Below are 24,354 nucleotides of genomic sequence, written 5' to 3'. Positions count from 1 at the left end.
GAGGAGAGATCAAATGAGTGAAGCTTTCGTGGAAAAGCGTTTGCCGACCAAGCCATACGAAACCCATGTGATGATCGGCGGCGATCCTGCCAATCCGCCGCTGCTACTGGTTCACGGGGCCGGTCCGGGCGCTTCAGCCGGATCGAACTGGCGCCATTGCTTCGCCGATCTGGTGAAGGACTTCTATGTCATCGCGCATGACATGACCGGCTTTGGCCAGAGCGAAATTCCCGACCCGCTGCCGCCCCATGCCGTGACCTGGATGGGGCTGCGGATCGAGCAGGCATTTGGCGTGCTCGATGAACTGGGGATCGAGAAAACCCACATTGTCGGCAATTCGATGGGCGGCGCGTTGGCGCTGCACATGCTGATGGAACAGCCCGACCGCTTCGACAAGGTCATGACCATGGGGCCGGCTGGCGCCAAGATGGACGCTACGCCCGAACTGGTACGGCTGGTGAACTTCTACGCCGACCCGCGCCTGCCGCGCTATCGCGAGGTCATCAACAGCTTCGTTTACGATCCGTCGCTCGTCCCCAACCTTGAGGAAATCACGCAGGAGCGCTTCAAGATCGCGACCGATCCGGAAGTCCGGCGGGTGCAGGAAGTTATGTTCGAAAGCATGAAGACCGGCATGCCCGCGCTGGTCGTGCCGCCATCCGCGCTCAAGCGGATCCCGCATGAGGTCGCGCTGGTCCATGGCCGCCATGATCGCGTGATCCCGCTGCAGGCGAGCCTCTATCTGCTGGAACATCTCCAGCGCGCCGAACTCTTCGTGCTCGACCGTTGCGGCCACTGGGCGCAAATCCAGCGCTGGGACGCGATGCTGCCGATCATTCGCAATCACTTCCTCGAAACGGCCCGCTGATCCCGTGCTTGACGACGCAACCATTCGCGAACTTGCCGCCGAACTGCACGAGGCCGAACGGTCGGGCGTGCAGACGAAGCAGTTTTCGCAGCGCTTTCCCGACATCGCGTTCGAGGACAGCTATCGCGTGCAGCGCGAATGGATGCGGATCAAGCTGGCGGAAGGGCGCCGCAAGATCGGTCGCAAGATCGGCCTGACCTCGCGCGCGATGCAGAAGATCGCCAATATCACCGAGCCCGATTACGGTGTGCTGCTGGACGATATGGTGATTGCCGATGGCAGCACCGTCGCGCCCGGCCGATTCATCCAGCCCTTCGTGGAAGTGGAGCTTGCCTTCGTCCTGAACAAGGATTTGGGCGGCCCGGATGTCAGCATCTTCGATGTGCTCGGCGCGACCGAATGGGTGGTTCCGGCGGTGGAAATCATCGATGCGCGGATCGAGCGTATCGATCCCGAAACCGGCTCCCAGCGGAGAGTGCTCGATACCATTGCCGACAATGCGGCAAATGCCGGCATCGTCGTGGGGTCGAGCCCGGTGCGGCCCGATGCGCTCGATCTGCGCTGGGTCGGCGCGGCGTTGCTCAAGAATGGCGTGGTCGAGGAAACCGGCGTGGGAGCAGGGGTGCTCAACCATCCCGCCAAGGGCATCGTCTGGCTCGCCCGCAAGCTGAGCGCCTGGGACGAATATCTGGCGGCAGGAGAACTGGTGCTGGCCGGTTCGTTCACGCGGATCGTTCCGGTCGAAAGCGGCGACCAGATCTGCGCCGATTACGGCCCGCTCGGCACGATCAACGTGAGGTTCGAATAGTCGCCATGGAAAACCCGCAAAACCAGCTCAAGCAGGCATTGCTTCAGGGAAAGCGGCAGATCGGCCTGTGGCTCACCCTTGGTGACGCGACCAGTGCCGAAATCTGTGCGGCGGCGGGGTTTGACTGGCTGCTGATCGATGGCGAGCATGTACCGCATTCGCTGGACAGCGTGCTGGCGCAGTTGCGCGCGATCTCCGGCTATCCGGGCACACAGGCCGTTGCGCGGGTGCCTTCAGCCGATCCCGTTATTATCAAGCAATATCTCGACATGGGCGTCCAGTCGCTGCTGGTGCCGATGGTGCAGAGCGGGGAGGAGGCTGCCGCCATCGTGCGGGCCTGCCGCTATCCGCCGGGCGGCGAACGCGGCGTGGGCGGCGCGCGGGCGGCGCGCTGGGGCCTGATCCCCGACTATCTTCACAAGGCCGACGAACAGATCGCCATCATCGTGCAGGTGGAGACGCGGCAGGCGCTCGACGACATCGATGCCATCGCCGGAACCGAGGGGGTCGACGGCGTGTTCATCGGCCCGGCAGATCTGTCGGCATCTCTGGGTCATCTCGGGCAGCCTGCCCATCCCGATGTCGCCAGGGAAATCCTGCACGTGATCGACCGTATCCGGACCGCTGGCAAGGCTCCTGGCATTCTGACTCGTGACCCGGAAATGCTGCGGGAGGCGACGGAACGCGGAGCACTACTGAATGCGGTCGGGCTCGATGCGAGCCTGCTGGCCGCGCAAGCGCAAAACCTGGCGAAAACTCATGCCGTCGGCTGAACGGCTGACATGACTTTTTGAATGGAGACGAGGATGAACGTTGGCACCAAGATTGAGCACGGCGGCGCCCATATCGAATATGATTCCCTGATGAATCTGGATGAAGGCTGGGTTTCGCGGAAGGTCTTCTACGATCGGGACATTTACGAGGAGGAGATGCGCCAGATCTTCGCGCGTGTTTGGCTGTTCGTCGCTCATGAATCGCAGATTCCCAATCCGGGAGACTTCGTGACCACCTATATGGGCGAGGACGGCGTGATCGTTGCCCGCCAGCGGGACAAGTCGGTTGGCGTATTCATCAACTCCTGCCCACATCGCGGCAACAAGGTGTGTCATGCCGATGGCGGCAATGCGCGACGCTTTGTCTGCAACTATCACGGCTGGGCCTTCGATATCGGCGGCAATTTGATGGGGATGAATGCCGAGGAAGTGTATGATCCGGGCGATATCGACAAGAGCGAATGGGGCATGCAGCCGGTCGCCAAGGTCGGCGTCTACAAGGGCCTGATCTTCGCCACCTTCGATCCCGGCGCTCCCAGTCTGGAGGATTATCTCGGCGACTATCGCTGGTATCTGGATTGCATTCTGGACAGCGATGAAGGCGGTTCCGAACTGGTCGGCGGGACGATGAAGTTCATGATCCCGATGAACTGGAAAGTGGCCGCGGAGAATTTCGTCGGCGATGCCTATCATGCCGCCTGGACGCATGACTCGGCTTCGAAGGCGATGACCGGCGGCATGGCCTTCCCGCCGATCGATTTCGAGAATACCTTTCACAGCAGCGCCAACGGGCACGGGCTGGAATTCGGGCTGGATGGCATCGGCGATATCGCACTGCTGGGCCGCCCGAAAGTGACCGAATACTTCATGGATGTCCTGAAGCCGAGGATGGAAAAGCGGCTGGGCGCGCTGCGCTCGCAGATCTTCGGTTCGATCGCATCGGCTTCGGTGTTTCCCAACCTGTCCTACCTGCCCGGCATCTCCACCTTCCGTACCTGGTTGCCGAAGGGACCGACCATGACGGAGGTTCGCAGCTGGACGATCGTCAATCGCGACATGCCCGACGATATCAAGGACGAGATCACCAAGGCGGTAATGCAGACCTTCGGCCCCAGCGGCACGTTCGAAATGGACGATGGCGAGAACTGGGAACACAGCACCATTACCAACAAGGGCTACGTCACCCGGCAGGGCCGACTGCACTACGGCTGCGGCATCAGTCGCAAGGATGATCACGCAGAGTTGCCCGGCATTGTTCATCGTGGCCAGTTCGCCGATTCCAACCAGCGCGAATTCCATCGCCGCTGGCACGACCTGATGACGGCGGAAAGCTGGGACGACGTTCCCGACCGGCGCAGTAACCGGCTCAAGGGTCGCGAGACGCGCGACCTTCCCCAAGGCCTCAAGAGCCTTTGACCCCATAGCATATCGGAGGATGACATGACCGAGCTTGCCAAGGAACGCGTGGCATCGAGGATGCCCACGGCGGACCTGATTATCGAAATCCAGCAGTTGCTCTTTCGCGAGGCGCGACTGCTCGATGCCGAACGTTATGATGAATGGGTCGAGATGCTGGCCGAAGACCTGCATTATTTCATGCCGAACATGGAAACGCGGTTCCGCGCCGACAAGTCGAACATCATCGAAGATCTTACGCGGGCGGCCTATTTCAACGACGATCGCGACGACATCATCAAGCGTCTGGCGCGCCTCAAGACCGGGACGGCCTGGTCCGAAGATCCGGCCACACGCTACACTCACCTGATCGGCAATGTCGAAGTGGAATTGACCGAAAAGGGCGATGAATATGTCGTCTACTCCGCCTTTCTGCTGTGTCGCGGACGCAATGAGCGCGACGAGGACATTCAGGTCGGCAAGCGCAAGGATCTTTGGCGGCGCACCGCAGAAGGCCTGAAACTTGTCCAGCGCACGATTCACCTCAATCAGAACACGCTGTTGAGCAAGAACCTCAACGCGTTTCTGTAATGCCGAGGGCAGAGTAGAGGGGAGTGAGAAGCTGATGACAAGGCAGAATGACATCGACTTTCTGGGCGACTTCCGGATGGTCATCGATGGTCGCACCGAAGGTTCGGAAAAGACCATCGAGGTCATCAATCCGGCGACCGAGCAGCCGGTCGGCCATGCGCCTGATTGTTCCGCCGATCAGCTCGACGCAGCCATCGCCTCTGCCCGTCAGGCATTTATGAGCTGGAAGGCCACGCCAATCGCTGAGCGGCAGGCCCTGCTGCGGGCGATTGCGGACCGGATTGAGAGCATCGTCGAGCCTCTGGCACTCCTGCTGACGCGTGAGCAGGGCAAGCCACTCGCGGATGCGCGCGGAGAAATTCTCCGTGCGACGCAGTGGTTTCGTTTTTATGCCGAACAGGACCTGCCGGTCGGACGGCACACCGAACCCGGTGGGCAGGAGGTTACGGTCCGCCGCGTTCCTCTGGGCGTGGTCGGCGCGATCGCGCCGTGGAACTATCCGATCTCGATGGCGCTGTGGAAACTGGCTCCCGCGCTGCTGGCCGGCAATGCGGTGGTGCTGAAACCTTCGCCCTTCACGCCGCTGACGACGCTCAAACTATGTGAAGCCCTGATCGATATTCTTCCACCGGGCCTCGTGAACGCGTTATCGGGCGGGGACAATCTCGGTCCGTGGATTTCGGAACATCCGGGAATCGACAAGATCGCGTTCACCGGCTCCACCGCCACGGGCCGTGCGGTCATGCGCTCCAGCGCGGCCAATCTGAAGCGGCTGACGCTCGAACTGGGCGGTAACGATCCGGCCATCGTGCTGCCCGATGTCGATGTGGAGGAAACCGCCGGGAAGCTGTTCTGGGCGGCATTTCGCAACAATGGCCAGCTATGCGTCGCGGCCAAGCGCATTTACGTCCATGACTCGATCTACGACGATTTTGCTGCTGCGATCGGCAAGATTGCCCGTTCGACTGCTCCTGCACCTGGTGAGCAGGAAGGCGCGGTGCTTGGCCCCGTCCAGAACCGCATCCAGTACGACAAGGTAAGGGGACTGATTGCGGCTTCCCGCGCCGCGGGTCTCGGGTTTCTGTCTGAACCGGGCAGCTTCGACGGACCCGGCTTCTTCATCGCCCCGACCATTATCGACAACCCGCCCGAGGATGCGCGGATCGTGCAGGAAGAACCTTTCGGTCCGGTCGTTCCCTTGCTGCGCTATCACGATATTGACGAGGTCATCCGCAGGGCGAACGAGTCCGAATACGGGTTGGCGGCGTCTGTCTGGGCCAAGGATGCCGATCTGGCCGAAGAGGTGGCCGTGCGTATCGAAAGCGGAACGGTGTGGATCAACACCGCGCATATCCTTTCGCCGTCGATCCCGTTTTCCGGGCGCAAGCAGTCGGGAATCGGGGTCGAGAACGGCAAGGAGGTATTGCTCGAATATACCGGGATACAGGCGATCATCCGCTGATCCTCGCGATCCCGCCAGGCGCGCGGCGGTGACGAGGCAGCAGATCATTACCCGCTGTGATCTTGGGTATTTCGACCTCGCCTTTCAAACGCGCAGGCCCTGCCGCATGTTCTCGGTCGAACAACAGACAAGCGAGATCGCTGCATTGGCAACACTGCCTTTAGTCAGCGCCACGAGAGGGATTTTCCGATGAAAACGAAGGCCGGAGGCGAGCCGGGTGCTGGAGCCCTTGCGGGGCTGAATGTCGTCGATCTGTCGCGCGTTCTGGCGGGGCCGCTGTGTACCCAGATCCTCTCCGATCACGGCGCCGAGGTCATTAAGGTCGAGCCGCCCGCCGGAGATGAAACGCGCACCTGGGGGCCGCCCTTTTCGCAAGGTACCGGCGCCTATTTCGTCGGCATCAACCGCAACAAGCGCGACATCGTGCTTGATCTCACCCGTCCCGAAGCGCGCGATGTCTTGCTTCGGCTGCTTGAAGACGCGGACGTGCTGGTGGAGAACTTCAAGACGGGGACGATGGAGCGCTGGGGCCTCGGCTACGAAGATGTGCTGAAGGAGAAGTTTCCGCAGCTCATCTATGCCCGGATCAGCGGCTTTGGCGACGATGGCCCGCTCGGCGGTATGCCCGGTTATGACGCTGTGCTCCAGGCGATGTGCGGCGTGATGAGCGTCAACGGCGATCCCGCCACCGGTGCCACCCGCATGGGCATCTCCATTGTCGACATCACTGCCGGATTGAACGCGGTAATCGGCATCATGCTCGCCGTGGCCGAGCGCAACCGATCCTCGCTGGGGCAGCGTGTGGAATCGACCCTGTACGATTCCGCGTTGAGCCTGCTGCATCCCCATGCGGCCAACTGGTTCATGGATGGCCGCGAGCCGCAACTGGTCGGCAGCGGGCATTTGACGATTTTCCCCTACGACAAGTTCACGGCTGCCGGCGGCAAGGATATCTTCGTCGGCATCGGTAACGACCGCCAGTTTCGCAAATTCTGTGACCATCTGGGTCTTGATGGCGTGGCCGATGACGACCGCTTCCGCACCAATGGCGACCGCACCGTCAATCGCGACAAACTGCGTCCCTTGCTGGAGCAGGCCATCGGCGCACGACAGGCCGACGAGCTGTGCGACGAATTGCTGGCGCTGGGCGTGCCGGCTGGCCCGGTGCGCTCCGTCCCTGAAGCGTTCAGCCATGCCCACACCGACCACCGGAACATGCGCGTGAGGCTGGGGCCGGACGAACAATCGACCGGCGTTCCTGTCAAGCTGTCGCGAACGCCAGGTGCAGCGAAGACGCCGGCTCCCGCATGGGGGCAGGACAGCCGGGCGATCCTCGGTGACGCGGGCTACTCGGAAGACGAGATCGCCCGACTGCTGGCCGATGGCGCTGTTAGCGAAAGCAGGTAAGAGGATGTTGGACGCATATATCTACGACGGTATTCGTTCGCCAATCGGGCGGTATGGTGGCAAGCTGGCATCTGTCCGTCCGGACGATCTCGCGGCCAAGGTGGTTCGAGAGCTCGTGGCGCGTTCGTCGTTCGATGGCGCGCAGGTCGAAGATGTCATCATGGGCAATGTCACCCAGTCGGGTGAGGACAGCCGCAATGTGGCGCGGCATATCGCCCTTGCTGCAGGTCTGCCGGTGGAGGCCGCGGGCCAGACGGTCAACCGGCTGTGCGGATCGGGGCTTGCGGCGGTGCTGGATGCCGCGCGGACCGTGCGTTGCGGTGAGGGTGAGCTGTTCGTGGCCGGCGGCGTTGAGAGCATGTCGCGCGCGCCCTTCGTGATGGGAAAGGCGGAAAGTGCCTACAGCCGTGCCGCGAAGATCTACGATACCACTATCGGCAGCCGGTTCCCCAACCCGGCGATCACCGACCCCTATGGCAATGATTCCATGCCGGAAACGGCTGACAATGTTGCGCGTGAACTGGACCTCACGCGCGAAGACGGCGATCTGTTCGCCTGTAATTCGCAAGCGAAATACGCGCGGGCGAAGGCGGCTGGCTTTTACGATGAAGAGATCCTGCCGATCGAGGTTTCGACCGGGCGCAAGACACCGCCGGTCGCTGTTGCTGACGATGAGCACCCGCGAGCCGATACCGAACTGGCGAAGCTCACGAGCCTGCGACCGCTGTTCGAGGGCGGCGTGGTCACTGCCGGGAACGCCAGCGGGATTAATGACGGTGCTGCGGCTCTGCTGATCGGTTCGACGGCGATCGGCGAGCGCGCCGGGGCGAGGCCGCTTGCCCGGATCGTCGCGGGGGCGGTGGCGGGTGTGCCGCCGCGCATCATGGGGCTGGGACCGGTGCCGGCCACGCGCAAGGTTCTGGAGCGGGCCGGGATCAGGCTTGCCGATCTTGACGTCATTGAAATCAACGAGGCTTTCGCAGTGCAGGTTCTCGGCTGCTGCCAGCAGCTCGGTCTGGCCGGTGATGACGAACGTCTCAACCCCAATGGCGGCGGTATTGCCTTGGGCCATCCGCTTGGATGCTCGGGCGCTCGCCTGGCTCTGACCGCAACGCGCCAGCTGCACCGGGTCGGGGGGCGCTATGCCCTGGTCACGATGTGTATCGGCGTCGGTCAGGGGATCGCGGCGATCATTGAGCGCGTCGAGGCGTAAGAGTTGGAGGCCCTGATGGATATTCGTTTCAGCGCAGAGGAGATCGATTTCCGCCAGTCGGTGCGGGAGTTTCTGGAAACGAACGTGCCCGATGATGTGCGCCGTAAGCTGTATCACGGCGAGGAGGTCGAGAAGGCCGAGCTGGCCGCCTGGACACAGGTGCTGAACAAGCAAGGCTGGGCTGTCCCGCACTGGCCCGTCGAATGGGGCGGCACCGGGTGGGATGCGGTGAAGCAGATGATCTTCCGCGACGAAGTGCAGAGCTATCCTGCGCCCGAGCCGCTGTCGTTCGGGGCGAGCATGGTTGGCCCCGTGATCTACACTTTTGGTTCGGAAGAACAGAAGCGTCGTTTCCTGCCGCGGATTGCCAATCTTGACGACTGGTGGTGCCAGGGATTTTCGGAACCCGGAGCGGGCTCTGACCTCGCCAGTCTGAAGACAACAGCGCAGCGCGATGGCGATCACTGGGTGGTGAACGGTCAGAAAACCTGGACAACGCTGGGTCAGCATGCGGACTGGATATTTGTCCTCGCCCGCACTGATTCTTCGGTGAAGAAGCAGGCGGGAATTTCCTTCCTGCTCGTCGACATGAAGACACCTGGCGTGACGGTGCGTCCGATCGAACTGATCGATGGCAGCGTGGAAGTGAACGAGGTCTTCTTCGACGAGGTGCGCGTTCCGGCGGAAAATCTGGTCGGAGAAGAGAACAAGGGCTGGGACTATGCCAAGTTCCTGCTCGGCAATGAACGCCACGGGCAGGCGCGCGTCGGCCTCAGCAAGATGCGCCTGCGCTGCGTGCGCGAACTCGCGACTGCTTCTCTTTCCGGCGGGCGGCCTATCATCGAGAGCGATGCCTTCCGCCGCAAGCTGGCCCGCGCCGAAATCGCGGCCAAGGCTCTGGAAATGACCGTTCTGCGCGTCGTCAGCGAAGCGGCGGGCGAGCATGGCAAACCCAATCCACTCTCCTCGATCCTGAAAGTGCGCGGGTCCGAATTGCAGCAGGCGACCAGCGCCTTGTTGATGGATGTCGCGGGGCCGCTGGCGCTGAGCGATGCCGAGCCGGATGCGAAACACGGGAAGAACGAAAGTGCCGATGCCGGCATCGAATCCATCGCCGCCACCTATTTCAACTTGCGGAAACTGTCGATCTACGGCGGTGCCAACGAAATTCAGCGCACGATCGTCGCCAAGACTATTCTGGGGCTGTGACGATGAACTTTGATCTCAACGATGAACAGCGCATGGTGCGCGACAGCGTCGAGCGTCTGATGGCCGATGCCTATGACTTCGAGAGCAGGCGGCGTTTTCAACGCCAGCCGGCAGGCTACAGCACGGACATCTGGTCAAATTTCGCCGAGCTAGGCTTGCTCGGTCTGCCTGTTCCCGAAGAATACGGCGGCTTTGGCGGCGGTCCGGCAGAAACCATGATCATCATGGAAACGCTGGGACGGGCACTGTCGCTCGAACCCTATTTTGCCGGTATCGTTTTGCCGGCGGCCTTGCTGCGCCATGCGGGCAATCAGGCCGTGCCTGCCGAGATCTTCCCGGCCATGGCGACGGGCGAACTGCTGCTTGGCGTGGCGCATGGCGAACCGCAGGCCCGCTACGATTTGCACGACGTTGCGACAAATGCGCGGCAGGACGGCGATGGTTATGTCCTCAACGGCTGCAAGAGCCTTGTCCTTCACGGCGAGGCGGCGGACAGGCTGCTCGTATCAGCCCGGATTGCGGGAGAGCGGGCAAGCGCGGATGGCATCGGGCTGTTCCTGGTGGATGCCAAGGCCGATGGCATCGTCAGAAAAGGTGGCCGGATGCCAGACGGCATGCGCGTGGCGGAAGTGCGCTTTGACGATGTCCGCGTTCCGGCGCACGCGCTGGTCTCGGCATCGGCAGCGCCGACGATTGACGCTGCCTTTGACGAAGCGTTGGCCGCAATCTGCGCCGAAGCCATCGGTGTGATGGACGAAGCGCTCAGGATGACCGTCGAATATCTCAAGGATCGCAAGCAGTTCGGCGTACCGCTCGGGTCGTTTCAGGCGCTCCAGCATCGCGCGGCGGATATGTACATCGCCTTGGAACAGGCCCGCAGCATGGTCTTTTTTGCCTTGATGAACCTGGAGGAACCGCCCGCCACGCGACGGGACGCTGTTTTCGCAGCGAAGGTGCAGATCAACGAATCCGCGCGGGTTATCGGCGAACAGGCCGTGCAGCTTCATGGCGGCATCGGGATGACCGAGGAATACAAGCTGGGTCATTTGTTCAAGCGGTTGACGGTGATAGGGCGGATGTTTGCCGACACAGAGCACTGTCTGGACCACCTGTCGCGCTCGCGGGGGCTGTTCAATGGCTGATGCGAGCAATGGCAACGGGCATGAACACGGCCCGGTTCGGTACGCGGCAGCGGATGGCGTTGCGGTCCTGACCATCGCCAATCCACCGGTCAATGCACTCGGCGCTGCGTTGCGGGCCGGACTGGCAGGGGCTGTTACGCAGGCCGGTGCGGACCCCTCTGTCGAGGCTGTCGTGGTCGCCGCCGAGGGCAAGGTCTTCATCGCGGGTGCTGACATCAGCGAATTCGGCAAGCCTCCGGTGCCGCCGGTGCTGCCGGACCTGCTCGAACAGATCGAAGCCATGGAAATACCAGTCGTCGCCGCGATTGGCGGCACGGCATTGGGTGGTGGCCTGGAACTGGCGCTGGCCTGCCATGCCCGGGTCGCGAAATCGGGCGCAAAGCTGGGCTTGCCCGAAGTCAAACTCGGGCTGATCCCGGGCGCGGGCGGAACGCAGCGTCTGCCGCGACTGATCGGAGCGGCCGCGGCTCTGAAGCTAATGATCGACGGAGAGCCAGTCACCGCCGGTGGTACTGCCCCGTCCGGTCTGACCGATGCGGTTTGCGAGGGCGACCCGCTGGAACAGGCGATCGCCATGGCCCGGTCGCTGGCGCAGTCAGGTTTGCGCCGCAGCCGGGATGCGGACGCGCAGGGTGCACGCGAGGAGTTCGAAGAGACAGCTGCGGCGCTGCTCAAGCGCAACGCCGGGCACCCCAGTGTTGCGGCCTGCGTGGAAGCGGTTCGGGCAACTTTCGATCTGCCTTTTGCGGAAGGTCAGGCAAAGGAGCGCGCCGCTTTCCTCAGCCTCGTCGAGGATACGCGCTCCAAGGCCTTGCGCTATGTCTTCTTCGCCGAGCGACGCGCGGTCCGGCCGGTTGGCGCGGCGGCTGATGCCCAGCCGCGCAGCATTGATCGCGCCGCGATCATCGGTGGTGGGACAATGGGCGGCGGTATCGCGATGTGCTTCGCCAATGCGGGGATTCCCGTCACCATCATCGAAACCGGGCAGGACGGGCTTGATCGCGGGCTTCAGCGGATTGCCAAGAACTATGACATTTCGGTCAAGCGCGGCTCGCTCAGCGAGGATGCGCGCGACGCGCGCCTGAAGCTGATCCACGGCAGTCTGGATATGGAATCGACTGGCGAAGCGGATATCGTCATCGAGGCGGTGTTCGAGGACATGGCGCTGAAGAAGGACATTTTCGGTCGTCTCGGGCAATTGACGAAAGCGGGCACGATCCTGGCAACAAATACTTCCTATCTCGACGTCAATGAGATCGCCAATGCCAGCGGCCGTCCGGAAGATGTTCTGGGCCTGCATTTCTTCAGCCCGGCCAATGTCATGCGGCTGCTCGAAGTCGTTCGCGGAGAGGCCACCGATCCAGCCGTGCTGGCGACGGCGATGAAGCTCGGCTCGGTGCTGGGCAAATTGCCGGTAATGGTCGGCGTCTGCCACGGCTTCGTTGGCAACAGGATGCTGGCGGTGCGCAATGCCCAGGCGGAGCAGCTGCTGCTGGAAGGCGCTCTTCCGCAGAACGTTGACCGGGCGCTGACCGCATTCGGTTTTCGCATGGGGCCGTTCGCGACCAGCGACATGGCCGGCCTCGATATTGGCTGGCGGATGCGCCAGGCAACCGGCCAATCCGCGCCGGTGGCGGACACACTTTGCGAAATGGGGCGCTTCGGACAGAAGGCCGCCAAAGGCTTCTACCGCTATGAAGAAGGGGATCGCACGCCCCATGCCGATGAGGATGTTTCGCAGCTGATCGAACGAATTTCCGCTGATCGTGGTGTTTCTCGCCGCAGCTTCGATGATCGGGAAATCGTTCAGCGGCTCGTCTACCCAATGATCAATGAAGGGGCGAAGATACTGGAAGAAGGGATCGCCAATTCGGCCAGCGATATCGATGTCATCTGGCTCAACGGTTATGGCTGGCCCGCATGGCGCGGTGGCCCGATGTATCTTGCCGATCAGGTAGGACTGCAAGAGATTGCCCGCTATCTTGAAGATCTGGCTGACGAGCTAGGGCTGGAATCGCTTCGACCCTCTGCATTGTTGCGTCAGCTTGCCGCGGAAGGGCGCGGTTTTTCCTCCGATTAGCGCCGGCGGCCCGCTCTGGGCGGGTCGCGCCAGCCTACTGCAATGCGCCGGCTCTCGAACGCTGTTGTGTGACGGAGCAGGCTTAGCTGTGTCGCCCTTCTTCAACCTCCTCAAGCCGCTCTAGCAAGGGAGATATAAGCCATCGTGATTTCGGGTATTTCGACCTCGCCTTCCATTGCGTCGAAGAAAACGCCAGCATCGCGTCACTGAAAAAAAGGCCCGCGTTTCTTGGCGCAGCAAGAACGTATCCAAGGGTATCGAGGGATCATATAATAACTGGATTTGTGAGAGTATAAAATAGTCGAAATAATGACAATATTCGGGTGTATGTAAAAAAATACGCAAATAATTGAATCGCCTTTTTCCGGAAAGGTGATCGAATAGGGAGACAGGATTGTGCGGAAGGCAAAATATCTATTGACCTGCTGTGGGTTTCTCGCCTTTTCAACGCCTGCATTTGCGCAGGACGTTGATCATGTTGGTCGTGCCGAGGAGGGGGCTGCTGCTCCCGCCTTAGATGACATCATCGTAACGGCGCAGAAGGGTAACCAGTCGCTCCAGAAGTCCCCGGTTGCGATTACGGCGATCGGCGGTGAGTCGCTGACGGCGCAGGGCGTGGTCGACATTCGCGGAGTGCAGGCGCTGGTACCTTCGGTGCGGTTCCAGCAGCAGAACGCAGCCACGCAGATTTACATTCGCGGCGTGGGCGCAACGGCGGATTTTCCGCAGGTTGATCCGCCGACGGCGTTTCACTTCAACGGTATCTACATCCCGCGTGAAGGCACCAGCGTGCCGATCTACGACGTGGCGCAGCTGGAGGTTCTGCCCGGACCGCAGGGCACGTTGTACGGGCGCAGCGCGCTGGGCGGCATTATCGACATCAGGTTCAAACGGCCGACCTTCAAGCAGGAAACGGACGTTCTGACCGAAGTCGGCAATTATTCGATGTTCCATACCACCTTCGTGCAGAACGTACCCGTAACGGACGAACTGGCGATCCGCGGTGCATTCGACTACAATCGACACAGCGGGTACATGACCTCCGGCGCCAATGCCGCCGATGACTGGGGGGCTCGGCTTTCACTGCTGTATGAACCCCGCGAGGACTTCACGGCTTATGTATTTGCCTCCTTCGTCGACAAGAATGGCACCGCCTCCAACCTAGTCGCACAAGGGGTGAATCTCGATGGTTCCTTGAGTTCGGGCGCTTTCATCCAGAAGAATCCTTGGAACGACCAACTTCCACCAAGCCTGCTGGCGGTGTCTCCCTTCGGTCAACCTGACGCAGGCGACATCCGCTATTCCAACAGCATGGTCGGTGGTGAGCTCAAATGGGACATCAGCGACAACTTGACGCTCACCTATATCCCGTCGTGGCTGCATCTGGAGGTCGGAGTCGATTTCTGGCTGAGCGGCTTGCCGGGATCCAAGCGCGACGAATACAACCAGACCACGCACGAACTGCGCCTGTCGGGCGATCACGACTGGGGCAAGTGGCTGGTCGGCCTCTACGGTTATCGTATGCGGGCCGAGGGAGAGTTCTTCGTCGGTGCCCCGTTCGATGTGATCACCACTCAAGGCTTTCCAACCAGCCTGGTGGGTCGCAGTGTGATCAAGGGTCTGGCCGGATTTGGCCAGTTGACTTACAATATCACCGATGATCTCAGAGCCATCTTTGGTGGGCGTTACAGCGTTGACAACCGTACAGGTGGGGGCTTGTTCTTCGATGGCGCCGGACTTTCCCCTTACAGCTCCGATGAAACCTACCGCAATTTCGACTATAAGGTCGGCCTGAACTACGATCTGACGCAACAAGTCATGCTTTATGCCACGCTCGAGACAGGGTATCAGCCCGGCACCTTCAACAACTTCGCCAGCACCCCGGCCCTGTCGAACCAGGTCAAGGCGTCTGACCTGACCGCTTACACAGCGGGCGTAAAGACCCGCTTGTTCGGCAACGCGGTCACCTGGAACAATGAGTTCTTCTATTACGACTATAAGGATCTGCTGGCCTCGGCGTTCGACACCGTGCGCAATGCCACCCAGACCTTCAATGCGAAAAAGGTGGAAATATACGGGCTGCAATCGGACCTAGTCGCCGATCTGAGTGCCAATGATCGTTTCAACATCACGATCGGCTATCTGCATGCCCGCAACAAGGACTTCGACCGCCCTGCCAACCTCCCCGGGGGCACGGCAAGCTTTAATGGCCTGCAATTGCAGTACGCTCCCGACTGGACCGTCAGCGCCGGTTATTATCACGATTTCCAAATGCCCGACGGCTATTTCCGAGCGCATGTGACGACGCGCTACGAAAGCTCGTTCTTCGGCGATTTCAGCCAGGCACCGGGGGGACGGCAGGATAGTTATACGAAGACCAACTTTTCGTTCACCTACTACGCCAATGACGGATCGTGGAGCCTGGGTGCCTGGGTCAAGAACATCGAGGACGAACCCGTCCAGGCCGCCACAGCTGTCGGCAGCAACTTTCCCTTCAACCCGCAAGGCGCGTCAGTCTACCTCGAACCGCCCCGCACCTATGGACTCAGGGCGACACTTAACTTGTAAGAACACTAGATCATACCGTCTCCCGTCCTCTCCCTGGGAGACGGCATGTTCAGGAAGCCGGGCAGCTGGTGATCGACGAGCCTGTCTGGAGTAGTTGAGCTCCTCTGGCTGGCATCGTGGCCGCAGGGAACGAGGGCGCAATCCGAACAATGGTCGCGGTGTGTTTCAGCGACTGGCCGCAATGACATGGACCGGCCACAAGGAGACTTTCTATGGCAGGAATGGTGCCTTTCGATTGGTCTGATCCGTTCGATCTCGAAGATCAATTGACTGAAGATGAGCGGATGATCTGCGACAGCGCCCACGCATTTGCGCAGGGTGAGTTGCAACCGCGCGTGATCGAGGCGTTTCGTGAAGAACGCGACGCGCCGGAATTGTTCCGGATGATGGGTGAGGCGGGCCTGCTGGGCGTCACGCTGCCCGAGGAATATGGTGGTGCGGCGGCGAGCTATGTAGCTTACGGCCTTGTCGCGCGCGAGATCGAGCGCGTGGATTCAGGCTATCGCTCGATGGCGTCCGTGCAGTCGAGCCTCGTGATCTATCCGATCCTGGCCTACGGCTCCGAGGAGCAGAAGCGCAAATATTTGCCGGGCCTCGCCTCGGGTCAGCTGATCGGTTGCTTCGGCCTGACCGAACCCGATGCCGGTTCCGATCCCGGCGGGATGCGCACAGTCGCAAAAAAGGACGGCGATGGCTATGTGCTGAGCGGGGCAAAAACCTGGATCAGCAATTCGCCCTTCGCCGATGTGTTCGTCGTCTGGGCGAAGAGCGAGGCGCATGGCGGCAAGATTCGCGGCTTCATTCTCGACAAGGGCATGAAGGGGCTTGAGGCCCCCAAGATCAAGGGCAAGATTTCGCTGCGTGCCTCCACCACGGGCATGATCATGATGGACGAGGTGCGCGTCGGCGCCGATGCGCTGATGCCCGGAGGCGAAGGGCTGGGCGGTCCGTTCGGCTGCCTCAACCGTGCGCGTTACGGCATCTCGTGGGGCGCGATGGGGGCAGCTGAGTTCTGCTTTCATGCCTCGCGCCAGTACGGCCTCGACCGCAAGCAGTTCGGTCGACCGCTGGCGGCAACCCAGCTCCACCAGAAGAAGTTGGCCGACATGATGGTCGATATCGCCATGGGGCTCCAGTCGTCGCTCCGCGTCGGCCGGTTGATGGACGAGGGGCGGTTCGCGCCGGAAATGGTCTCGATGGTCAAGCGCAACAACGTCGGCAAGGCGCTCGATATCGCGCGGCAGGCGCGCGATATGCACGGCGGGAACGGCATTTCCGAGGAATATCAGGTGATCCGCCACATGGTGAACCTGGAAACGGTGAACACCTATGAAGGCGCACACGATGTCCACGCGCTGATCCTCGGGCGCGCCATTACCGGCATCGCAGCGTTTTAGCGTCGTTGGCCTTACGGGACACCCCTCGTTCCTGGTGAACACGGCAGGGAAATGGTCCCTGTGTCCCGGTCATGACAATTGCCGCCGGATGGAGAGTTCCAATGAAAATACTCGTGCCCGTGAAGCGGGTGATCGATTACAACGTGAAGCCGCGGGTGAAGGCGGACGGTAGCGGGGTCGATCTGGCCAATGTGAAGATGAGCATGAACCCGTTCGACGAGATCGCGGTGGAAGAGGCGCTGCGGCTGAAAGAGGCGGGCAAGGCCGAAGAGGTCATTGCGGTCAGCGTTGGCCCGGCGAAGGCGCAGGAAACGCTGCGGACCGCGCTGGCGATGGGTGCCGACCGGGCGATCCTGGTGGAAACCGACGAAGCGGTGGAACCGCTGGCGGTGGCCAAGATCCTCAAGGCGATTGCCGACGAGGAAGCGCCGGGCATCGTGATGCTGGGCAAGCAGGCGATCGACGACGACAGCAACCAGACGGGGCAGATGCTGGCCGCGCTGATGGGCCGCCCGCAGGGCACCTTCGCCAGCAAGGTCGAGGTCGAGGGCGATGCGGTTACCGTGACGCGCGAAGTCGACGGCGGGCTGGAGACGGTCAAGCTGACCCTTCCGGCCATCGTGACCACCGACCTGCGCCTGAACGAGCCGCGCTATGCCTCGCTGCCGAACATCATGAAGGCGAAGAAGAAGCCGCTCGACGTGAAGACCCCGGGCGATTTCGGGGTCGACATCGCCCCGCGCCTGACGGTGCTCAAGGTCGTCGAACCGCCCGTGCGTCAGGCCGGCGAGAAGTTCGCCGACGTCGACGCGCTGCTGGCCAAACTGAAGGAAAAGGGAGTGGTCGCATGAGCGCACTGGTTCTCGCAGAACATCATGATGGCAAGCTGGGCGATGCCACGCTCGCCACGGTCACCGCGGCTGCCGCGCTGGGCGGCCCGGTCCATGTGCTGGTCGCCGGTGACGGGGCCGAAGCGCAGGCCGTCGCCGATGCCGCGGCCAGGGTCGCCGGGGTGGAGCAGGTGCTGCTCGCCAGCGATGCCGCCTATAGCGCGCAGCTGGCGGAAAACGTCGCCCCGCTGATCGCCGGGCTGATGAATGGCTACGACGCCTTCCTCGCGCCCGCGACGACCACCGGCAAGAACATCGCCCCGCGCGTGGCGGCGCTGCTCGACGTGATGCAGCTGTCGGACATCCTCTCGGTCGAGGGGCCCAAGACCTTCACCCGGCCGATCTATGCCGGCAATGCCATCGCCACGGTCGAAAGCGGCGATGCGAAGCTGGTCCTTACCGTGCGCGGCACCGCGTTCGAGAAGGCGAGCGCCGAGGGCGGCTCGGCCAGCGTCGAGAGCGTGGCGGGCACCGGCGATGCGGGCTTGTCGAGCTTCGTGGGTCTCGATGCGGTCAAGTCCGACCGTCCCGAGCTGACCAGCGCCAAGATCGTCGTCTCGGGCGGGCGCGCGCTGAAGGATGCGGAGACGTTCGAGGCGGTCATCACGCCGCTCGCCGACAAGCTCGGCGCGGCCATCGGCGCGAGCCGTGCGGCGGTGGATGCGGGCTATATGCCGAACGATTACCAGGTCGGGCAGACGGGCAAGATCGTCGCCCCGGACCTGTATATCGCGGTGGGCATCTCGGGCGCGATCCAGCACCTGGCGGGGATGAAGGATTCCAAGATCATCGTCGCCATCAACAAGGACGAGGACGCGCCGATCTTCCAAGTCGCCGATTACGGCCTCGTCGCAGACCTCTACAACGCCGTCCCGGAACTGACGGGGAAGTTGTAAGGATCGCAACGACAAGACCAAGATCGGAATTGCCCATGACGTCGGCCCGCCAAGACCGGATCACAAGTATTCTCGTTGCCAACCGGTCGGAAATCGCCATCCGCGTGTTTCGCGCGGCGACCGAACTGGAGATCCGGACGGTCGCGATCTATGCGGAGGAAGACAAGCTCTCGCTGCATCGCTTCAAGGCGGACGAAGCCTATCATCTGGGCGAGGGCGCCGGGCCGATCGCAGCCTATCTCGATGGCGAACGGATCATCGAGATAGCCCGGAAAGCGGACGTGGACGCGATCCATCCGGGCTATGGCTTTCTGTCGGAAAACCCCGATTTCGCGCAGGCCTGCGCCGATACCGGGATCATTTTCATCGGCCCCGCCCCCGAGACGATGCGCGCGCTGGGGGACAAGGTTTCCGCGCGCCATATCGCCATCGCGGCCGGTGTACCCGTGGTCCCGGCGAGCGAACCGCTGCCCGATGACGAGCGTGAAATCTGCCGGATCGCGGGCGAAATCGGCTATCCGCTGATGCTCAAGGCGAGCTGGGGTGGCGGCGGGCGCGGGATGCGCCCGATCGAGAGCGAGGCCGGGCTGCTCGATGCAGTGCAATCGGGCAAGCGCGAGGCAAAGGCCGCCTTCGGGCGCGACGAAGTCTATCTCGAAAAGCTGATCCGCCGCGCGCGCCATGTCGAGGTGCAGTTGCTGGGCGACAGCCACGGCAACCTGTTCCACCTTTTCGAGCGCGATTGTTCGATCCAGCGGCGCAATCAGAAAGTGATCGAACGCGCCCCCGCGCCCTATCTCGACGAGGCGACGCGGCAGGCCCTGTGCGACGCCGCGCTGAAGATCGGGCGGGCGACCGATTATGTCGGTGCAGGTACGGTCGAGTTCCTGATGGATGAGGACAGCGGCGCCTTCTACTTCATCGAGGTGAATCCGCGCATCCAGGTCGAGCATACGGTGACCGAGATGGTGACCGATATCGATATCGTGAAAGCGCAGATCAGGATCGCCGGGGGCGGCCATCTGGGCGTGGCGGAAGAAACCGGCGTTCCGCCGCAGGACGAAATCCGCCTGACGGGCCACGCGCTGCAATGCCGCGTGACCACGGAAGACCCGGAGAACAGTTTCATCCCCGATTACGGCCGCATCACCGCCTATCGCGGAGCGTTCGGCTATGGCGTGCGGATCGATGGTGGCACGGCCTATTCGGGCGCGGTGGTGACGCGCCATTACGATCCGTTGCTCGAGAAGGTGACGGCCTGGGCGCCGACTGCGCGGGAGGTGGTGGCGCGTATGGACCGGGCGCTGCGCGAATATCGCATTCGCGGGGTAACGACCAATCTCGCGTTTCTGGAAAACGTGCTGGCGCACCCCGACTTCATTGCCAATCGCTATACGACGAAGTTCATCGACGACACGCCGAGCCTGCTCGATCTGGGTCAGCGGCGCGACCGGGCGACGCGCCTGCTGACCTATATCGCCGATGTGAGCGTGAACGGGCATCCCGACGTGAAAGACCGGGCATTGCCGCCCGCCCATGCGCGCAGGCCACGCGCACCCGACGTGGCGGGGCCGGTGCCCGATGGCGCGCGCCAGATCCTAGAGCGAGACGGTGCCGCAGGGCTGGCGCGCTGGGTACGGCAACAGCCACAGGTGCTGCTGACCGATACGACGATGCGCGATGCCCATCAGTCGCTGTTGGCGACGCGCATGCGTAGCCGCGACATGGTGGATGTGGCGGAGAGCTATGCCCATATGGCGCCGCAGCTTTTCAGCCTCGAATGCTGGGGCGGGGCGACTTTCGATGTCGCGATGCGTTTCCTGTCCGAAGATCCGTGGGAACGGCTCCATGCCATCCGGGAGAAGGCGCCCAATCTGCTGACGCAGATGCTGCTGCGCGGTGCCAATGGCGTAGGCTACACCAACTATCCCGACAACGTTGTGCGATACTTCATCGCCGAGGCGGCGAAAGGCATCGACATCTTCCGCATTTTCGACTGCCTCAACTGGGTGGAGAACATGCGCGTCGCCATCGATGCCGTCGTGGAGAGCGGCAAGTTGGCGCAGGGCGCCCTGTGCTACACCGGCGACATTCTCGATCCGGACCGCGCCAAATACAGCCTTGCCTATTATGTCGATCTGGCTCGCCAGCTCGAAGCGGCAGGATGCCAGATGCTGGCGGTGAAGGACATGGCCGGGCTGCTCAAGCCGGCCGCCGCGACCGCGCTGTTCAAGGCGCTGCGCGAGACGACCGACCTGCCGATCGCGCTGCACAGCCACGATACCTCGGGTGCGGCGGCGGCAACGCTTCTGGCGGCGATCGATGCGGGGGCGGACAGTGTCGACGCGGCGATGGACTCGATGTCGGGCACCACGTCGCAGCCCTGCCTCGGCGCGATCGTGGAGGCCTTGCGCCATACGGACAAGGACACCGGCCTCGATCCTGCGGCGATCCGTGAACTGAGCTTCTACTGGGAGGCGGTGCGAGCGCAATATGCCGCGTTCGAGAGCGATCTGCGTTCGGGCGCGTCGGAGGTCTATCTCCACGAGATGCCGGGCGGGCAGTTCACCAATCTCAAGGAGCAGGCGCGCAGCCTTGGGCTCGACACGCGCTGGCATGAGGTGGCGCGCGCCTATCACGATGCCAACCTGCTGTTCGGCGATATCGTCAAGGTCACGCCTTCGTCCAAGGTGGTGGGCGACATGGCGCTGATGATGGTCGCGCAGGAGTTGACGCCCGAGGACGTGCTCGATCCGGGCCGCGACATCGCATTCCCTGCTTCGGTGGTGGAGATGCTGCGCGGCGATCTGGGGCAGCCGCCGGGCGGGTGGCCGGAAAACGTCCAGCAGCGCGTGCTGGGCAAGGCAGCCCCGATCACCGTGCGTCCGGCCAGCCTGCTGGGCGAACAGGATCTGGCCGCCGCCCGCACCGAAGCGGAATCGCAGTGTGGGCGTTCATTGAGCGATCCGGAATTCGCCAGCTATCTCATGTATCCCAAGTTGTTCACCGCCTATGTCGAGGCACGCCGAAAATATGGTCCGGTCGCGGTGCTGCCGACCCCGGTCTATTTCTACGGCATGCAACCGGGCGACGAAGTGAATGTCGAGATCGAGCGCGGCAAGTCGCTGGTCATTTCCCTGACGGCGGTTGGCGCGACCGAGGAAGACGGCAGCGTGCGCGTGTTCTTCGAACTGAACGGTCAGCCGCGTATCATCACCATCGCCGACCGCACGGCAGCAGGTTCGGTCACGGCGCGGCGCATGGCGGATCCGGCGAACGAGAACCATGTCGCAGCCCCAATGCCCGGCGTGGTGTCCACGCTGGCAGTGTCCCAGGGACAAGCGGTGAAGGCGGGCGATCTGCTGCTGACTCTCGAAGCGATGAAGATGGAAACCGCAATCTCCGCACCCAAGGATGGAACCGTGGCAGAACTGGCTTTGAAGCCCGGACAGACGGTCGATGCGAAAGAACTGCTACTCGTGATGGTGGCTTGTTGAACCTCATGGGTATCCAATCGCCGCGCCTGACGATCTTCCGGGAGCCGCAGCGAGCTTCTTCGTGGATATGAATGGACAATGCAGCTTTTGATGGCCTGAGCGCGCTTCATCTCATGCTTGGCGGTGAACTGGCGGATATCATGCGTGTTCGGCGCTACCCGGAAGCCGAATGCGCTGGTGGGTGATTGCCGAAGGGGAAGGTGCCGCGATCTGGACTGAAAGATAGGCAAATTGTCCCGAAAAATATGCGTTTCACCGCATTGAAATTCTGGGGGTATCGCTGGGGGTATTCATGACGTGAGTCTTAATAAAATTATTATATATCAGTTATATAATAGCTTATGATCCATCCCTCCTCCGCTACCAAACCACCGACAACGATGCTTTTCCCTGGTTTCCTGCCGCCGCGAGGCTTCGCGTCCACACCGCCTTGACATCGCCCCATTTCCGCACACCCTCGCGCGAGGGAGGATTCGGCCGCGCGATGGACGATCTGGATCAATGGTTTGCCGAACAGATTCTGCCGTTCGAGGGCGCGCTGACCGCCTATCTGCGGCGCGTCTGGCCCGACGCGTCGGAGGTCGCCGACCTGCGGCAGGAGGTCTATGTCCGCGTTTATCAGGGCGCGGGCAGGCAGCGCCCGCCGGTTGCGCGCTTCTTCCTGTTCAGCGTCGCGCGCAACCTGCTGATCGACCGGCTGCGGAAAAGCCGCGTCGTCCCGATCGACCTGATGGCGGATTTGGACGCGCTGAACGTATTATCGGATGACATATCGGCCGACCGCATTCTAAGCGGCCGTCAGGAACTGGCGCGGCTCGAAGCGGCGCTGGGCGACCTGCCGGCGCGCTGCCGCGAGACGTTCGTGCTGCGCCGGATCGACGAACTGTCGCAGCGCGAGACGGCGGAGAAGATGGGCGTGTCGGAAGCGACGGTCGAGAAGCAGATGGTGAAGGCGATGCGGATCCTGGCGGATCGCTTCTGGAATGCCGCGTCCCGATCGGCGCAGGGCACGGACGATGGAAAGGCGGACAGCGATGAAAAGCGCCGCTGACATCGAGCAGACCGCCGCCGAATGGCTGGTGCGCCGCGAAGGCGACGGCTGGTCCGACGCCGATCAGGCCGCGTTCGACCATTGGGTCGCGGAGGAAACCGCGCACCGCATCGCCGTGATCCGCCTCGAAACCGTGTGGCGCAAGGCGGGCCGCCTGCGCGTGTCGGCGCTGCGGAGTGGGGAGGCGGAAGCTTCCAATTCCGTTCGTGCTGAACTTGTCTCTCCTCCCCCCAAGCCGTTCGCCCTGAGCTTGTCGAAGGGCCGTTCTTTCTTTCGACCTCGCCAAGAGCAGGACGGTGCTTCGACAAGCTCAGCACGAACGGAGGTGGGGGACGGCGCGGTGGATAACCCGCGCCGCCGCTGGCTCTGGCCCGCCGCCATCGCCGCCTCGCTCGCGCTGGTCAGCATCCCCATCTATCAGAATTTCACTGCCGCCGAGACTTACGCCACCGCCGTCGGCGGCTTTCAGCGTTTCCCGCTGGCCGACGGATCGCGCGTCGACCTCAACACCAATTCGCGCCTCGACATCGCCTATACGAAGGCGGTGCGCCGCCTCGACCTCGAACGGGGCGAAGCCTTCTTCAAGGTCGCGAAGAATCCGGCGCGCCCCTTCGTCGTCCATGCCGGGGCGTGGCGCGTCACCGCCGTCGGCACCGCCTTCACCGTCAAGCTGCGCGGCGGCGACATCGACGTCGTCGTCACCGAAGGCCGTGTCCGCATCGATCCGCCCGCGACCGGCGGCGCCTCCGCGCGGCCCATCTTCGCCTCGGCGGGGCAGGCCGCCACCGCCACCGGCGCCGCCCCGATCGTCCGCCCGCTCAGCGCGGCGGCGATCGACATGGCGCTGAGCTGGCGCGACGGTCTGCTGATCTTCGAGGGCCGTCCGCTCGGCGAGGTCGCGGCGGAGTTCAACCGCTACAACCAGGTCCAGCTCGTCGTCGATCCGTCGGCGACCGGCGTCATCGTCGATGGATCGTTCCGCGCGACCAACGTCGAAGGCTTCCTCCGCCTGCTGCGGCAAGGCTTCGACGTGCAGAGCGTTCGGGATGGACCGGGCGAACTTCTTCTCAAAAAAATCTAACCGTCCGCGCGCGCAGCGTACCGGAA

18 protein-coding genes are annotated in these 24,354 nt (G+C 62.6%); all 18 read left to right on the top strand.

The window, feature by feature from the left end:
• The first annotated feature begins 13 nt into the window (after window positions 1-13).
• The 18 genes from SGRAN_RS14070 to SGRAN_RS13985 all read left to right on the top strand — a co-directional run bounded on the left by SGRAN_RS14070 (window position 14) and on the right by SGRAN_RS13985 (window position 24,328).
• Window positions 14-868, top strand: a complete 855-nt coding sequence (locus SGRAN_RS14070) for an alpha/beta fold hydrolase (RefSeq protein ID WP_067184637.1) — start codon at window positions 14-16, stop codon at window positions 866-868.
• A gap of 4 nt (window positions 869-872) precedes the next feature.
• Entirely contained in the window at window positions 873-1,676 is an 804-nt protein-coding gene (hpaH, locus tag SGRAN_RS14065; protein ID WP_067184635.1) for a 2-oxo-hept-4-ene-1,7-dioate hydratase, read from the top strand.
• A 5-nt stretch (window positions 1,677-1,681) separates the two neighbouring features.
• Complete coding sequence (locus SGRAN_RS14060; protein WP_067184629.1) at window positions 1,682-2,449, top strand: HpcH/HpaI aldolase family protein; 768 nt, start codon at window positions 1,682-1,684, stop codon at window positions 2,447-2,449.
• Between the two features lie 33 nt (window positions 2,450-2,482).
• A complete protein-coding gene (locus SGRAN_RS14055) occupies window positions 2,483-3,865 on the top strand; it encodes an aromatic ring-hydroxylating dioxygenase subunit alpha (protein WP_067184628.1) in 1,383 nt (460 codons plus the stop codon).
• Between the two features lie 24 nt (window positions 3,866-3,889).
• Window positions 3,890-4,435 carry a 3-phenylpropionate/cinnamic acid dioxygenase subunit beta gene (locus tag SGRAN_RS14050; protein WP_067184627.1) on the top strand — a complete coding sequence of 182 codons (546 nt, stop codon included), beginning with the start codon at window positions 3,890-3,892 and terminating at the stop codon, window positions 4,433-4,435.
• 34 nt (window positions 4,436-4,469) lie between these two features.
• A complete protein-coding gene (locus tag SGRAN_RS14045; RefSeq protein WP_237233512.1) occupies window positions 4,470-5,897 on the top strand; it encodes an aldehyde dehydrogenase family protein in 1,428 nt (475 codons plus the stop codon).
• Between the two features lie 189 nt (window positions 5,898-6,086).
• Window positions 6,087-7,304, top strand: a complete 1,218-nt coding sequence (locus SGRAN_RS14040; RefSeq protein ID WP_067184623.1) for a CaiB/BaiF CoA transferase family protein — start codon at window positions 6,087-6,089, stop codon at window positions 7,302-7,304.
• Between the two features lie 4 nt (window positions 7,305-7,308).
• Complete coding sequence (locus tag SGRAN_RS14035; RefSeq protein ID WP_067184616.1) at window positions 7,309-8,517, top strand: 3-oxoadipyl-CoA thiolase; 1,209 nt, start codon at window positions 7,309-7,311, stop codon at window positions 8,515-8,517.
• 15 nt (window positions 8,518-8,532) lie between these two features.
• Window positions 8,533-9,726, top strand: a complete 1,194-nt coding sequence (locus SGRAN_RS14030) for an acyl-CoA dehydrogenase family protein (protein WP_067184615.1) — start codon at window positions 8,533-8,535, stop codon at window positions 9,724-9,726.
• 2 nt (window positions 9,727-9,728) lie between these two features.
• Window positions 9,729-10,868 carry an acyl-CoA dehydrogenase family protein gene (locus SGRAN_RS14025; RefSeq protein WP_067184612.1) on the top strand — a complete coding sequence of 380 codons (1,140 nt, stop codon included), beginning with the start codon at window positions 9,729-9,731 and terminating at the stop codon, window positions 10,866-10,868.
• On the top strand, window positions 10,861-12,948 hold the full coding sequence (locus SGRAN_RS14020; RefSeq protein ID WP_067184611.1) for a 3-hydroxyacyl-CoA dehydrogenase NAD-binding domain-containing protein: 2,088 nt from the start codon (window positions 10,861-10,863) through the stop codon (window positions 12,946-12,948). Before SGRAN_RS14025 ends, SGRAN_RS14020 begins: the two co-directional genes overlap by 8 nt.
• Window positions 12,949-13,344: 396 nt before the next feature.
• The gene (locus SGRAN_RS14015) at window positions 13,345-15,516 is read left to right on the top strand and encodes a TonB-dependent receptor (protein ID WP_172709657.1); all 2,172 of its coding nucleotides are present in this window, start codon (window positions 13,345-13,347) and stop codon (window positions 15,514-15,516) included.
• Between the two features lie 221 nt (window positions 15,517-15,737).
• Window positions 15,738-16,913: an acyl-CoA dehydrogenase gene (locus SGRAN_RS14010; RefSeq protein ID WP_067184609.1), complete on the top strand. Its 1,176-nt coding sequence runs from the start codon at window positions 15,738-15,740 to the stop codon at window positions 16,911-16,913.
• A gap of 101 nt (window positions 16,914-17,014) precedes the next feature.
• Window positions 17,015-17,764, top strand: coding sequence for an electron transfer flavoprotein subunit beta/FixA family protein (locus SGRAN_RS14005; RefSeq protein WP_067184608.1), 750 nt, complete (start codon window positions 17,015-17,017; stop codon window positions 17,762-17,764).
• Window positions 17,761-18,699, top strand: coding sequence for an electron transfer flavoprotein subunit alpha/FixB family protein (locus tag SGRAN_RS14000; RefSeq protein ID WP_067184603.1), 939 nt, complete (start codon window positions 17,761-17,763; stop codon window positions 18,697-18,699). Before SGRAN_RS14005 ends, SGRAN_RS14000 begins: the two co-directional genes overlap by 4 nt.
• A 35-nt stretch (window positions 18,700-18,734) precedes the next feature.
• Window positions 18,735-22,196, top strand: a complete 3,462-nt coding sequence (locus SGRAN_RS13995) for a pyruvate carboxylase (RefSeq protein WP_067184601.1) — start codon at window positions 18,735-18,737, stop codon at window positions 22,194-22,196.
• Window positions 22,197-22,680: 484 nt separating this feature from the next.
• Window positions 22,681-23,247 (top strand): RNA polymerase sigma factor, encoded by a 567-nt coding sequence (locus SGRAN_RS13990; protein ID WP_067184599.1) that lies wholly within the window; start codon window positions 22,681-22,683, stop codon window positions 23,245-23,247.
• Window positions 23,231-24,328: a FecR family protein gene (locus tag SGRAN_RS13985; protein ID WP_067184597.1), complete on the top strand. Its 1,098-nt coding sequence runs from the start codon at window positions 23,231-23,233 to the stop codon at window positions 24,326-24,328. The genes SGRAN_RS13990 and SGRAN_RS13985 overlap by 17 nt, the downstream gene beginning before the upstream one ends.
• Window positions 24,329-24,354 lie beyond the last annotated feature (26 nt).

This window comes from Sphingopyxis granuli (assembly GCF_001559015.1).
Lineage (GTDB): Bacteria > Pseudomonadota > Alphaproteobacteria > Sphingomonadales > Sphingomonadaceae > Sphingopyxis > Sphingopyxis granuli.
This window is presented reverse-complemented; position numbering and strand designations above follow the sequence as displayed.

Excerpts from the sequence above, each read along its gene's own strand:
- SGRAN_RS14000 (WP_067184603.1), top strand. The coding sequence starts at position 17,761 with ATGAGCGCACTGGTTCTCGCAGAACATCATGATGGCAAGCTGGGCGAT.
- SGRAN_RS13995 (WP_067184601.1), top strand. The coding sequence starts at position 18,735 with ATGACGTCGGCCCGCCAAGACCGGATCACAAGTATTCTCGTTGCCAAC.
- SGRAN_RS14045 (WP_237233512.1), top strand. The coding sequence starts at position 4,470 with ATGACAAGGCAGAATGACATCGACTTTCTGGGCGACTTCCGGATGGTC.
- SGRAN_RS14025 (WP_067184612.1), top strand. The coding sequence starts at position 9,729 with ATGAACTTTGATCTCAACGATGAACAGCGCATGGTGCGCGACAGCGTC.
- SGRAN_RS13985 (WP_067184597.1), top strand. The coding sequence starts at position 23,231 with ATGAAAAGCGCCGCTGACATCGAGCAGACCGCCGCCGAATGGCTGGTG.
- SGRAN_RS14040 (WP_067184623.1), top strand. The coding sequence starts at position 6,087 with ATGAAAACGAAGGCCGGAGGCGAGCCGGGTGCTGGAGCCCTTGCGGGG.
- SGRAN_RS14055 (WP_067184628.1), top strand. The coding sequence starts at position 2,483 with ATGAACGTTGGCACCAAGATTGAGCACGGCGGCGCCCATATCGAATAT.
- SGRAN_RS14060 (WP_067184629.1), top strand. The coding sequence starts at position 1,682 with ATGGAAAACCCGCAAAACCAGCTCAAGCAGGCATTGCTTCAGGGAAAG.
- SGRAN_RS14070 (WP_067184637.1), top strand. The coding sequence starts at position 14 with ATGAGTGAAGCTTTCGTGGAAAAGCGTTTGCCGACCAAGCCATACGAA.
- SGRAN_RS13990 (WP_067184599.1), top strand. The coding sequence starts at position 22,681 with ATGGACGATCTGGATCAATGGTTTGCCGAACAGATTCTGCCGTTCGAG.
- SGRAN_RS14050 (WP_067184627.1), top strand. The coding sequence starts at position 3,890 with ATGACCGAGCTTGCCAAGGAACGCGTGGCATCGAGGATGCCCACGGCG.
- SGRAN_RS14020 (WP_067184611.1), top strand. The coding sequence starts at position 10,861 with ATGGCTGATGCGAGCAATGGCAACGGGCATGAACACGGCCCGGTTCGG.
- SGRAN_RS14005 (WP_067184608.1), top strand. The coding sequence starts at position 17,015 with ATGAAAATACTCGTGCCCGTGAAGCGGGTGATCGATTACAACGTGAAG.
- SGRAN_RS14030 (WP_067184615.1), top strand. The coding sequence starts at position 8,533 with ATGGATATTCGTTTCAGCGCAGAGGAGATCGATTTCCGCCAGTCGGTG.
- SGRAN_RS14035 (WP_067184616.1), top strand. The coding sequence starts at position 7,309 with ATGTTGGACGCATATATCTACGACGGTATTCGTTCGCCAATCGGGCGG.
- SGRAN_RS14010 (WP_067184609.1), top strand. The coding sequence starts at position 15,738 with ATGGTGCCTTTCGATTGGTCTGATCCGTTCGATCTCGAAGATCAATTG.